The organism is Candidatus Limousia pullorum (assembly GCF_057405065.1).
Genome location: NZ_CM171614.1, coordinates 77,192 through 90,137, shown reverse-complemented (window position 1 = coordinate 90,137; position 12,946 = coordinate 77,192). Strand labels below are relative to the sequence as shown.

At 40.7% G+C, this 12,946-nt stretch carries 11 protein-coding genes; 5 read left to right on the top strand and 6 right to left on the bottom strand.

The window, feature by feature from the left end; genetic code table 11:
* Positions 1 to 39: 39 nt before the first annotated feature.
* From CGICJO_RS00355 to CGICJO_RS00345, 3 genes are read right to left on the bottom strand one after another with little or no spacing between them, the layout of a single operon-like run.
* Complete coding sequence (locus CGICJO_RS00355) at positions 40 to 606, bottom strand: indolepyruvate oxidoreductase subunit beta (protein WP_486499223.1); 567 nt, start codon at positions 604 to 606, stop codon at positions 40 to 42.
* Position 607: 1 nt separating this feature from the next.
* The gene (gene iorA, locus CGICJO_RS00350) at positions 608 to 2,356 is read right to left on the bottom strand and encodes an indolepyruvate ferredoxin oxidoreductase subunit alpha (protein ID WP_486499222.1); all 1,749 of its coding nucleotides are present in this window, start codon (positions 2,354 to 2,356) and stop codon (positions 608 to 610) included.
* Positions 2,357 to 2,358: 2 nt separating this feature from the next.
* Complete coding sequence (locus CGICJO_RS00345) at positions 2,359 to 3,669, bottom strand: phenylacetate--CoA ligase family protein (protein ID WP_486499221.1); 1,311 nt, start codon at positions 3,667 to 3,669, stop codon at positions 2,359 to 2,361.
* A 471-nt stretch (positions 3,670 to 4,140) separates the two neighbouring features.
* On the opposite strand from CGICJO_RS00345, the gene CGICJO_RS00340 reads away from it, so the two are divergent.
* Positions 4,141 to 4,851, top strand: a complete 711-nt coding sequence (locus CGICJO_RS00340; protein WP_486499220.1) for a hypothetical protein — start codon at positions 4,141 to 4,143, stop codon at positions 4,849 to 4,851.
* A 109-nt stretch (positions 4,852 to 4,960) separates the two neighbouring features.
* On the opposite strand, the gene CGICJO_RS00335 is transcribed toward CGICJO_RS00340, so the two are convergent.
* Complete coding sequence (locus CGICJO_RS00335; protein ID WP_087376648.1) at positions 4,961 to 6,142, bottom strand: IS110 family RNA-guided transposase; 1,182 nt, start codon at positions 6,140 to 6,142, stop codon at positions 4,961 to 4,963.
* A gap of 297 nt (positions 6,143 to 6,439) precedes the next feature.
* On the opposite strand from CGICJO_RS00335, the gene CGICJO_RS00330 reads away from it, so the two are divergent.
* Genes CGICJO_RS00330 through CGICJO_RS00315 form a run of 4 tightly spaced genes read left to right on the top strand, consistent with a single transcriptional unit; the run spans position 6,440 to position 9,981 of the window.
* Positions 6,440 to 6,703 (top strand): PqqD family protein, encoded by a 264-nt coding sequence (locus CGICJO_RS00330; RefSeq protein ID WP_486499219.1) that lies wholly within the window; start codon positions 6,440 to 6,442, stop codon positions 6,701 to 6,703.
* Positions 6,700 to 7,143 (top strand): S24/S26 family peptidase, encoded by a 444-nt coding sequence (locus CGICJO_RS00325; protein WP_087377777.1) that lies wholly within the window; start codon positions 6,700 to 6,702, stop codon positions 7,141 to 7,143. The genes CGICJO_RS00330 and CGICJO_RS00325 overlap by 4 nt, the downstream gene beginning before the upstream one ends.
* Before the next feature lie 2 nt (positions 7,144 to 7,145).
* Positions 7,146 to 8,813, top strand: a complete 1,668-nt coding sequence (locus CGICJO_RS00320) for an ABC transporter ATP-binding protein (protein ID WP_486499218.1) — start codon at positions 7,146 to 7,148, stop codon at positions 8,811 to 8,813.
* Positions 8,797 to 9,981: a nucleotidyltransferase domain-containing protein gene (locus CGICJO_RS00315; protein WP_486499217.1), complete on the top strand. Its 1,185-nt coding sequence runs from the start codon at positions 8,797 to 8,799 to the stop codon at positions 9,979 to 9,981. The genes CGICJO_RS00320 and CGICJO_RS00315 overlap by 17 nt, the downstream gene beginning before the upstream one ends.
* 66 nt (positions 9,982 to 10,047) lie before the next feature.
* On the opposite strand, the gene CGICJO_RS00310 is transcribed toward CGICJO_RS00315, so the two are convergent.
* Both CGICJO_RS00310 and CGICJO_RS00305 read right to left on the bottom strand, forming a co-directional pair.
* On the bottom strand, positions 10,048 to 10,647 hold the full coding sequence (locus CGICJO_RS00310) for a hypothetical protein (protein WP_486499216.1): 600 nt from the start codon (positions 10,645 to 10,647) through the stop codon (positions 10,048 to 10,050).
* Positions 10,648 to 10,684: 37 nt separating this feature from the next.
* The gene (locus CGICJO_RS00305) at positions 10,685 to 12,940 is read right to left on the bottom strand and encodes an autotransporter outer membrane beta-barrel domain-containing protein (RefSeq protein WP_486499215.1); all 2,256 of its coding nucleotides are present in this window, start codon (positions 12,938 to 12,940) and stop codon (positions 10,685 to 10,687) included.
* Positions 12,941 to 12,946 lie beyond the last annotated feature (6 nt).

Below are 12,946 nucleotides of genomic sequence, written 5' to 3'. Positions count from 1 at the left end.
CAGCAACCCTTCCTTATAATATTTATGCTTTTATATTTATTAAAGATTATAGCCTATCTCAAAGGCTTTTTTATTTATTTCAATGGTCTTAGGAGGAACTGTGGTTTCAATAACATCAAGCCAATCCTCTTTGTCAAAGCCCATGTATTTTGCGGCGGCGCCCAAAACGATTACGTTAAATGTACGAGGTGCGCCCAGCTTCTTTGCTTCCTCTGTAGCTTCAACAACAATGGTGTTTCTCTTTTCCTTGAGTGTGCGGATTATGTTTTCAGGGTACTGAGCAACACCTGTAACAACTGTAATAGGGTCAATTCTCCAGTCGTTTACAATAACGGAACCGTCCTTTTTAAGGAAATGAATATAGCGGAGAGCCTCCAAACGCTCGAAAGCAATCAAAACATCTGCCTGACCCTCTTCAACGATAGGTTCTGCAACATTGTCGCCGTAGCGTACAAAAGTAACAACGCTTCCGCCTCTCTGTGCCATTCCGTGAACCTCGGAAAGCTTTACGTCATAGCCTGCACATGTTGCAAGCTTGCCTAAAATTCGGCTGGTGAGAAGTGTTCCCTGTCCGCCTACTCCTACTATCATAATATTCTTTGTCATATTATTCACCAACCTTTACCTGCTCTATAGCTGAGAATTTGCAAAGCTGCATGCAAAGTCCGCAGCCGTTGCACATTGTTTCGTCAATGGAGATTGTGCCGTCCTCGTTCTTTGTAAGGGCAGGACAACCTGGTTTTAAACATGCTCCGCACTTTTTACACTTGTCGGAAACAGGTCTGCACTTGAATGGGAACTTAACGCCCTTGAGAAGTGCGCATGGAGCTTTTGTAATGATAACTGATACAGCCTCTCTTGCTGTTTCTCTCTTTACAACCTCTTCAAGCTCTTTTTGATTGAATGCGTCAACCTCGTAAACATTTTCAATACCCAAAGATTTGCAGAGATTGTAAATGTTTATTGCAGGAACAATTTCGCCCTTGAGTGTCTTTCCTGTAGCGGCGTGGTCCTGATGACCGGTCATTCCTGTTGTGGAGTTGTCAAGGATAATAACTGTGCCTGTGGACTGGTTGTAAACCATGTTTACAAGGGAGTTGATACCTGTGTGCATAAAGGTGGAGTCACCGATAACTGCAACCCAGTTGCGGATGTAATCCTTGCCCTTTGCCTTTTCCATACCGTGGAGTGTGCTGATACTTGCGCCCATGCATATTGTTGTGTCGATAACGGAAAGAGGAGCAACTGCGCCCAATGTGTAACATCCGATGTCGCCTGCGCCGTGGATTTTAAGCTTTTTAAGCACGGTGAACACACTTCTGTGTGGACATCCCGGACATAGGATTGGAGGTCTTGGAGGAACCTGTGCAGGCTTGTCTGCGTCTGTAGGCTCGCCTAAAACCTTTTCTCTTATCATTTCTGCGTTGTACTCGCCCTGGACAGTGAATATCTCTTTGCCCACTGCCTTTGAAATTCCCCATGCCTTTACCTGCTCTTCAATAACAGGCTCAAGCTCTTCAAATATGTAAAGCTTATCAACCTTAGAAGCGAACTCCTCAATAAGCTTTTTAGGAAGAGGATTTACAAGACCAAGCTTCAAAACAGAAGCGTTTGGCATTGCCTCTTTTACGTACTGATATGGTATACCGCTTGTGATAAAGCCAACTGAAAGGTCGTTGTATTCAACCTTGTTTATTGGCATTGTGTTGGCGTCCTCAGCCATTCTTTTAAGTCTGTCCTCAACAAACAGATGACGCTTAATAGCGTTGCCCGGCATCATAACAAACTTTGCAGCGTCACGCTCGTAAGCGATATCCTCAGGCTCTACACGCTCCTGAAGCTCTACAAGACCCTGTGAGTGGGAAAGTCTTGTGGTAGTTCTCAAAATAATAGGTGTGTCATATTTTTCGCTGAGGTCATAAGCATATTTCATGAACTCCTTTGCTTCTGCGCTGTCGGAAGGCTCTACAACAGGAACCATAGCGGCTCTTGCCACCATACGGCTGTCCTGCTCGTTCTGAGAGCTGTACATTCCCGGGTCGTCGGCGGCAACAAGAACAAGTCCGCCTTTAACGCCTGTATATGCGGCTGTGTAAAGTGGGTCAGCCGCTACGTTTACGCCAACGTGCTTCATTGCGCACATGGAGCGAACACCTGCAATAGATGCGCCCAGAGCAACTTCCATTGCAACCTTTTCGTTTGGAGCCCATTCTGCGTAAACCTCATCATATTTAACTACATTTTCGCTTACCTCTGTGCTTGGTGTTCCCGGATATGCGGAAGATACCTTTACACCTGCTTCGTAAGCGCCTCTTGCTATGGCTTCATTGCCAAGTAAAATTCTCTTTTCAGCCACTTTTATATTCCATCCTTTCGTAAATCAGTTACTCTCTTTGCTTTTCCTTCAAATCTTTGCAGTGTATTCGGTGATACAAGCTGGATTTTACAGTCAAGACCCAGCGTCATGTGAAGTTTCTTCTTGATCTTATCTTCAAGCTCTTCCAAAGCGGCATAGGAGTCCATCATGCCCTCTGCGGCAACCTCAACCTTAACGGTGAGTATGTCGGAGTGGTCTTTTCTTTCAACTACAATTTCGTAGTTTGGTCCTATTCCGTCTGTATTTATCAAAACTTCCTCAATCTGGCTTGGGAATACGTTAACGCCTCTTATCTTCAGCATGTCGTCTGTACGTCCTGAGAGATTTTCCATTCTTGCAGTGGTTCTTCCGCAGGCACATGGCTCGTACATAAGTCTTGTGATATCTCTTGTGCGGTAACGGATAAGTGGCAGAGCTTCCTTTGTGATACATGTAACAACAAGCTCACCCTTTTCACCCGGTGCTAAAACCTCTCCGGTATTTGGATCTATAACCTCGGCGATGAAGTGGTCCTCGTTAATGTGCATACCGTTGAGCTCAAGACATTCTCCGGAAACGCCGGGACCTATAAGCTCGCTCATGCCGTAGTTCTGGGTAAGGTTTACATCCTCGCCCCAAACCTTGTAAAGCTCTTTTCTCATGGCCTCTGTCATAAGCTCAGAGCCCAAAAGCAGAGTTTTAATCTGTAAATCTTTCTTTATATCTATGCCTATCTGTTGAGCAACCTCGGCAATTCTCATGGCGTATGATGGAGTTGCAACCAAAAGAGTGGTGCCGAAATCCTTCATGTACATAAGCTGTTTCTCTGTGTTTCCTGTTGAAGAGGGGACAATGGCTGCGCCCACCTTCTCAAGACCGTTGTGAAGACCCAAAGCGCCGGTGAACATTCCGTAGCCGAAGCAAATCTGAGCTACGTCCTCATCAGTAGCGCCGCCGGCAACGGCAAGTCTTGCCACACATTCCTTCCATATATCAAGGTCGTGGTCTGTATAACCTACAACCGTGGGCTTTCCTGTTGTGCCGCTGGATGCATGAATTCTTCTGAGTTCCTTTTTAGGCACTGTAAACAGACCATAAGGATAATTATCTCTCATGTCCTGCTTTGTGGTAAAAGGCAGTTTTTGAATATCATTAAGTGTTACGATGTCATCAGGTGTAACACCTGCCGCTTCCATTTTGGCACGGTAAGCAGGAACTTTTTCGTAAACACGCTTTACTGTTTCTTTAAGTCGTTCCAGCTGGATTTTTTCAATCTCATCTCTGGACAGGGTTTCTTCTTTTGCCCATATCATAATAATTTTACCTCCTCGTTACTGCGTTTATATAAGGAAAAGCTCTCTTTGTTCCTTTAAAGCGGTATCAAACCGTCGCAGTACAGTGCATGAAGCTATTATATCACTTTTTTCCCACTTTGTCTTGTGTTTTTTAGATAATTTTACAAAAAAATTCTGAAATCTTCGTTTTTTTTGATATATGAAAGAATTTTGATTTATTGAATTTTCTTTAATATATATTTTATTCTGATATTAGTAATTTTATAGGATTTAGCGAAAATATCACGCTTAATATTTATACCGAGAAAGCAAAGTATACCCATATAAAATTACTTAATTTGATATTATATCGTTTACAGCGGTGTGTTTTTCTGCTATATTTAGTATACAAATATATAAGTAAAGTTTTGCCATGAGTTTGCTCATAAGGCATCTTTGATTATGATATAATAAGGATATTCACGTTTTTGTGATTGGAGAACAGAAAATATGAAAAGCTTTTCCATTAAAATTGCCGACACAGTCATAAAAATAACACCGGTATATTCTCAGATTTTTGAGATGTGCAGGGATTATTTGACAGATGAAGAACCTCTTTTTGAGGTTGAAACAAATGAAAAGGACTTTGAAAGAGAAAAAGCTATGGCTGACGGAGAATACAGACTAAGCTACCTTGAAACACTGGCGGTGTACCGTAAAATTGTCACAAGGCTTGTTTTTTCCGATATACTGTTGGTTCACGGCTCCGCTATAGCAGTGGACGGAAAAGCCTATCTTTTCACAGCTCCAAGCGGCACGGGAAAATCAACCCATACAAGAATGTGGCGTGAATATTTTAAGGAAAGAGCCGTAATGGTCAACGACGATAAGCCCCTTGTACGATTTAAAGATGAGGGCGTATTTATTTACGGAACGCCTTGGAACGGAAAGCACAGACTTGGAAACAACATCTGCGTACCCTTAAAAGGCGTGTGTATCCTTGAAAGGGCAAAGGAAAACAGCATTTCGAGGATAAGCAAAAAAGAAGCCTATCCCACATTGCTTTCCCAGATTTACAGACCCATTGAAAACGGTGAAGCCATGATAAAGACCTTACAGCTTGCAGATAAATTTATGGAGCTTCCTCTCTACCGCTTGGGATGCAACATATCCCAGGATGCGGCAATAACAGCCTATGAGGGGATGAAAGACCAACTATAAAAAGTCAATAGGAAAAATAAAAAAATAACGAATAAGGGATGAAAAAATATGCAAGACAAAAAGACCTGAACAAAAAGTCCAAGTCGATGGATAAGTGGGTATAAAAAGATTATTTAAATTGAGGGACGTAAGCGGTATTGTATTTCAAAACAGCAAAAATGGTGTTACAAAGCTTTCTGGCAACAGCACCAACAGCAGTAAGATGATGCTTGCCCTCGGATCGCTTTTTTTGATAAAAAGCCGAGAAAACCGGATCATGAAAGGCTGCAATCAAGGCAGCCTGAAACAGAGCTTTGCGCAAATAGGGAGAGCCACGCTTACTCATTTTGTTATTGGTGGATTGGTATTCACCGGATTGGCTGACAGAAGCGTCTATACCTGCATAAGCAGCAAGCTTGGAAGCGTTTGAAAAGCGAGAGATATCACCGATCTCTCCTAAAATAACAGCGGCGTTAATATTGCCTACACCCGGTACAGTCATAATAGGAGAATTAATTTTATCAAGGATAACTTTGATTTCTGCTTCCACATCACATACCTGAGCGTCAATAAATTTAATCTGCTCAATTAAAAGCCGAAGCTGTAAAGAGAAGCTATCCTGACAGAACTTCAGTCCGAAAGAACTTGCTGCGAGCTCTGAAATCTGAGTGATTTTGTTTTTGGCAAAACCCTTAAAAGAGACCTTTTTGAGCACGTTTTCAAGCTGTTCAGAAGAGATGTTTTCAAAATCATCCGCAGTCTGAAAGTGCGAAAGAAGTTCTTTAGAGGTTTCGCCGAAAACATCTGAAAAAGCAGTGTGATATTCTGGGAACACCTGGTCAAGAACACAGATTACCTTGCGCTTCAAGTCTGAAATGGACGAAACAAGATAAGTGCGAAAGCGTGACAGATTACGCAGTGACATTGTGTCTTCATCTGACAGTGAGGTTTCAACAAAATCACCGTAGCGTATCAAATCAGCAATGAGAACAGAATCGATGAAATCTGTTTTACGCTTTCTGATTTCAGTCCCTTTTCGCCAGCCGTCAGTTTGAATAGGATTAACGACATGAACAACAAATCCATTTTCAACAAGAAATGAGTAAATCGAAAGCCAATAATGACCGGTAGCCTCCATTCCTATTTCAACTTCTGATTGATTATTGATATGTACTGATAATTTTTCAATCAGGCTGTTTGCGCCTTCGGTTGTGTTTGAAAACGAGAATGCTTTGAATAATGGTTTTGCCGTTTCATCAATAAGAGAAGCAACATGAGTATTTTTGCCGATATCAATTCCGAGATAAAGCATAACATTCACCTAAATAAACAGATTTTAGATAGTTCCTCTTATCTGATAAACGTTACTGCCTTGTTCTATATTCGAAGTACGGCAATCAGCCGTCAACATCCAACTTATTCGTAATCTGTTTATCAGAAAGAGGTGTCAGTCTTTCCAGTACGGAGTAGCTTTTGGCTCCCCAAGGAGAATACGACATCCTCTATCTAATAACTACAATTATACAACATTATGTTGAATAATTATACAGTTGATTTTGGGAGATAGGCTCCCTTATCAACCTAAATTTATTATACAAGGAGAATAAAAATGAAATTAAAAGACGGATTTATAACATACAATACAGGAGATGAAAATCTGCTGGTAGCTACAGGCGAAGCGGGAAAAAGCTTCAACGGAATAGTGAGAAACAATGAAACAGCCGCATTTATTGCAGAGCTTTTGAAAAACGAAATTACAGAGGACGAAATTGTAAATAAAATCCTTGAAGAATACGACGTTGACGAAAAGACCGCAAGAAAAGACGTTAAAAAGCTTTTGGATACATTTAAAAGAGAAGGATTTCTGGAATGAGCGAGTATTCAACCATAGAAGCAGAAATCGAGAAGCACGGCACAGGAATTTTCACCAATGTGGGCGACAGTATGATGCCCCTGCTCAGACAAAGGCGTGATATAATCCACATATCTAAGGTTGAGGGCAGATTGAAAAAATACGATGTTCCCCTTTACAAGCGTGACAACGGACAATATGTTCTTCACAGAATTTTAAAGGTCAGGGAAAACGATTATGTAATCTGCGGCGACAACCGCACAGGAATGGAAGAGGGAATAACCGACAGACACATAATCGGAGTTATGACAGGGGTAAGCCGTGACGGAAAATTCCTTTCTGTAAATGATAAAAAATATAAGCTGTACGTTATGCTTTGGGGCGGAAGAAAATCCTACAGAATTTTTCTTCTACGTGTGAAAAGCGTAATGAAAAGACTTATTAAAGGAAAGGGTCGGTGAGTGTGAAGCTTAGAAAAGAAAGCGACCGGAAAACCCTTTTGTGGATTTACGGAAAAACAAAAAAACGATTGTGGTATATAGCAGTCCTTGCAGTTGCCAATATTGTAATTGCCGCCCTTGCAACCGTATTTGCCTTGCAGTGCAGAAGCGTAATAGACAGTGCAGTTGCAGGAAATTTTCAGGGACTTGTGTACTCGGGAATAATTCTCGGCGTGATTTCCCTTGTGCAGTATTCATTGAAAATCCTAATCGACAGTGTGTACGAGGTGGTTTCCGCCAGAGTTTCAATGGATTTAAGGCAGGACATAATAGGAAATCTTATGAAAAAGGATTTCAGCCAGACCTCAAAATATCACAGCGGAGAGATGCTCAACAGGATATTTTCAGATGTGACGGTTGTAACCGACGGAGTGGTGGGAATACTTCCCTCACTTTTAAATATGGTTACACGCCTTGTGTGCGCCGCCGCAGTTTTAATAATACTTGACGTGACCTTTGCCCTTGTGTTTCTTGTTTCGGGAATACTGCTTTTCATTGTAACAAGAATGTTTCGTGGAAAGCTCAAAAGCCTCCACAAGGAGGTTCAGCAGAAAGAGGGCAAAATGCGCTCCTATATGCAGGAAACCGTTGAAAACATACTTTTGATAAAGCTTTTTGGAGTGAGAAAAAAATCGGAGAAAAAGACAGCGGAATTACAGCAGGAGCATTTCAAAGCCAGAATGAAACGCCGTTCCTTTACAATAGGGGCAAATGCTGGAATAGGCCTGGTTTTCAGAATAGGCTATCTTTACGCCCTTATAAGGGGAGCCTTTGCAATAATGGACAGAACCATGAGCTACGGAACTTTAAGCGCAATTTTACAGCTTGTGGGACAGCTTCAGGCGCCGTTTGCAAACCTTTCGGGATTTCTCCCCAGGATGTATTCCGCAATAGCCAGCGCAGAAAGAATAATTGAAATAGAAAATCTTCCCGAGGAAAAAGAGCCGGAAAAAAAGCTTTCATACAAGGATTTTGACAGACTTGAAATAAAGAATCTTTCATTTTCATATGGTGAAAACCACGTGCTCAATGATGTTTCCTTTACCTTAAATAAAAGGGATTTTCTTTCCCTCACAGGAATTTCAGGTGGCGGAAAAACCACGCTGTTTAACCTGATTATGGGAGCATACAAAACTGACAAAGACGAAATAATATTTTACGATACAAAAGGAAACAGCTACACTCCCACCGAGGCAAGGGGAATTATAGGTTATGTGCCCCAGGGAAACAGCCTGTTTTCCGGTACGGTTTTTGAAAATATAGGCTTTATGAAAGAAAATTCCACAATGGAAGAGATTGAAAACGCCGCAAAAATCGCCTGCGCCCACGAGTTTATAAAGGATTTCCCAATGGGTTACAATACAATGCTTGGAGAAAACGGCTTCGGAATTTCCCAGGGACAGGCTCAGAGAATAGCGGTTGCCCGTGCGGTTTTAAGCGGAACAGGTGTTTTGCTTTTTGATGAAGCCACCTCGGCGCTGGATGAAATGACCCAGGTTAGAATGCTTGAAAATCTTTCAAAGCTTCGTGATAAAACCGTTATTATAGTAACCCACAGAAAGGCGGCTCTTGCAATCTGCAACCGTCATCTTAATATGGAGAACGGAGAAATATATGAGAAAGAGTCTTAATGAAAACGAAAAATATTTGATTTCCCTTTTAAAGTCTGTGCTTCACGGCTTGCCGGTGGAGGAAGTACCGAAAAACGTGAATATGGAAACGGTTTTCAGAATAGCTCATTTCCACAGCGTGGCAAATATGGCTTATTATGCCGTTAAAAATATGAAAAACCTCTCTCCTGAGCTTTTGAAAAAGTGGAAAGAGGAATACGACAAGGCACAGCTTAAAGACGTGGTACAAAGGATAGAACTTAATCTCATAAGCAAGACCTTTGAGCAGGAGGGAATAGACCACCTGCCGGTTAAAGGTTTTGTGTTAAAGGAGCTGTACCCAAAAAGCGATATGCGAGCTATGAGCGACCTTGATATTTTGATACCGCCGGATAAAGCCGAAAATGCCAGAGACGCAATGGTAAAAATAGGCTACACAGTGGAGCATTACGACGGGGGAGTGCAGGACGTTTATTTCAAGCCCCCTGTTATGAATGTGGAGATACACAATAACCTTTTTATGGAAGCTATGAAGAACTCCGTTGACTATTATAAGGAGTTTGCAAAAAAGCTTTTTTCAGAAAACAGCAAAACCCGCCGAAGACATATAAGCGACGAGGAGGCATATGCCTACGTGATAGCTCACACCTCAAAGCACTATAGGGGCGGCGGTACAGGAATACGCTCGGTCCTTGACATTTATGTGCTGTGCGAGAAAAAGCCTGAGCTTGTTTCCTCTGAAAGATTTTTGAATATCCTTAAAGAACAAAAGCTGGATGAATTTTTCAAACACATTTCAAACCTTTCAAAGGTTTGGTTCGGCGATATGGAGTCAACGCCCCTTTATGATGAGATGGGAGCTTATGTAATGATAAGCGGAACATACGGAACAAGAACAGGAGAGATACTCAATAGAGTTTCGGAAGACTATAAGGGAAGCCTTGCAAAGAGTAAGGTTTCAAACGTAATGAAAAGATGTTTTCCGCCCCTTTATATAATGAAAACCCAGTATAGATGGCTTAAAAAATATCCTTGGCTACTGCCAGTGTCCTACCCCATGAGATTCGGCGCAGTCCTTGTTCATAGAAGAAAAAACCTTGACGTGTTTTCAAACACAGCCAATGTCAGCGAGGAAGAAGCCAAACAAATAAATACCCTCCATAAAAACACAGGAATTTTCACAGATTAGAAAGGTAAAAAAATAACACCATGCAGTATTATAAAAAATCTGCATGGTGTTTAGTTTTGTCAGTTATCAGTCAGCAGGTATAAATGGAAGTTCGTAGTCACCGTCGCCACCTTGAGAATTATTTCCGGAATCACCGTCGCCGTTGTTGCCGCCGTCCGGATTGTCCGGAATAATCTCACTTGTGTTGTCTTCATTTGAATCACCGTTTCCACTGTCTCCGCTTCCGTTGTTTCCGCTGTTACCGGAATTATCGGAAGAGTTTGAACCGCCGGAATTATTGTTGTTTCCGGAATTACCGTTGCTTCCTGAATTTTGAGAATTGTCGGAGCTGCTGTTGTTTGAGTCAGAACCATTGCCTTGATTAGAATCAACCCCTGAACCGGAACCCCCGTTGTCAGAAGAAGAGCTTCCGCCGTCAGAATTTGTGTTAGAGCCGTCATTGTTCTGATTTTCCATTACATCCTCGTCAAGGAGAATTTCCATGGTAGCGTCCCTTGTTTCCTCCTGATTTTCAGAAGCGTTCTCACTGCTCTGAGCTGTGGAAGATGGGTCGGTGTTGTCCCCGTTTCCGGTCTTAGGCAAAGCGAAAAATACAATAGCGATAACGGCAATTATAATAACCAAAGCTGAACATATTAAAACTATGTTCTTTTTCTTTTTAAACAATTAAGTCACTCCTTATAGGGTTTGAAAATTTTTATTATTATTCTGTTGCTGCTGATGCTGCATCAAAATAAGCCTTTGCAGCCTCACTGTAATGATAGAGAGCCTGTGTTAATTTATAAGCAACATCTTCTTGCTTACCAGCATTTTCATACTGCTTTAAGAGATTTCTAATATATGTATAGGGTGAGTAGTATTTTGTTTTGGTGATTTGAGTATAATTTTCTTCGTTCTTAGTTCCAAATGAAACTTGGAATTTTACTGAACCAAGAAGAGATACAGGTATTTTTTCTGTAATAGCATAAATTCTATCACCTGATTTACTTACTTTAACATCAACATTTTGTCCCAAATCAATATATGGAGTTTGGTTGGTGGTATCATTAATATCTAAAACACTATATCTCATATAAATATTATCTATATTTACTTCTGTTGTGTTTGCATAGAAAACACCGCCAATTTCATATAAATGTTGTAATGAAGAAGCTGCATGTGTTATAGAATCATCTGTATCATTTCCATCATAAGTGAGATTGTATTTTGCACCGCTAATAGAGCTACCATTAGCGCTTAAATTAAACATTGGGACTGAAGTTTCATAGGAAGAATAGTTTTTAAAGTATTCATTTGCGTAATAGCCATAAGTTGACATTGTTTGAGCAAGTGTTTTTAATTCAGATGTATTTTTTGAACCTGGATTTGTGTATAATGAATTCAAATATTTATTAATATTATATGCATCACTTTCCACGGTAATTGTTCCATTATTGTATTGCAAAGACAGTGTAGCAATAATATTCATATTCATTTGATCTGAGTTTAATTTTACGGTTGATACATATCTGTTATATCCTTCTTTAAGTCCAGAAGTCAAATTTGGATCAGTCACTTGTTTTATAGAATTATCACTTGTTCCCTTATCAAAGCTAACAATTAATGTTTTTGCGGTTATACCGCTGAGAACATCAAAATAGTAGTTAAGACCGATTGAACCGTTAAGAGTTACATTGTAGCCTGATACTTTTGCGATGACAGTTCCACATACAGTACAAGCACCGTTTACTATATTTTCTGAGTGTGTGCAATCATTAGGTTGTGTGTTTGTGTAGCCATTGTTAGCAGGATAAACCGTATTGTTAGTTCCTGCACCTATAACAGGTAAGTTTGTTTCTGTAGAAAGATCTTGTCCCCAAACAGGATTGGCTGAGCTATTGCCATTAAGCATATATGTAACTGCACCGTTATTGAGGTCGTCTTGGCTAACACCCTTTATGCCTTCTACCTCTTCAGTAGTTGTTACTGCTTTATAGTAGCAATTTGTCACAATTCCCTCTGTTTCTTCTTTAGTTGTAAGTCCATTTGAACCATATACATTTCCTTTATCATTTGTGTTCAAAGAATTACTGATTGTAGAAGTTGAACCCGTTTCTGAGTTTGTGAAAAGATTGCCTGCAATACCGCCTACATAATCAGCAGCTGCATCATTTGAAACAGTTCCTTTATTAAGGCAGTTGTCAATAACTCCGTCGTTATTTCCTACAATACCGCCTGTGTAACCATGACTGTCGTTGTTTTCGATATTTCCTGTATTTGTACTCTTTTTAACAGTGCCGTTATAGTTGAAAGCGACAATACCACCGGCTGATGCTTCGTGGTTTGTAATATCACCTGTAGCTGTGTCAGAAACTCGAACGGAAACATTACCGCTGTTAGTACAAGTTTCAATTGTACCATACTGCATAACGCCAGCAATACCGCCGGCATATGAGTTTTCACCTGTAGTACTTATTGCTACGCTGTTTGTACAGTTTGTGATTGTACCTCTGTTAAGACCGGCAACACCGCCAACAAAAGCTTTTGCAGTAGATGAAGATATATTACCTGCGACAGTAACATTTTTAATTGTACCTTCATTGACACCAAAAAGACCTACATAGCCATTATCAACAGTTATATTGCTAAAAGTAATTGTTTCACCGTTTCCGTCAAATACACCGGTAAATTTATTATCTGCATTTCCGATTGGTGTCCAAGCAGATGTTATTTCGCCACTAAAGTTATCTGAGAGTTTTGCGCACGCATCTGTATCACCACCATTTACCAGAGTGGCAAATGCTGTTAAATCGGCCACATCGTCGATAATATATGGGTCACTTGCTGTACCTGTACCGCCGCCATAAGAGCCACTAGTTGCGCTTGCCGTAAAATTAAAGGAAACAAGAGTGGCAAGCAGAGAAAAGGTCAGCACAAAGGCAAGAGCTTTATGTAAAAGCTTATTTTTACTCTTCAACATAATTTT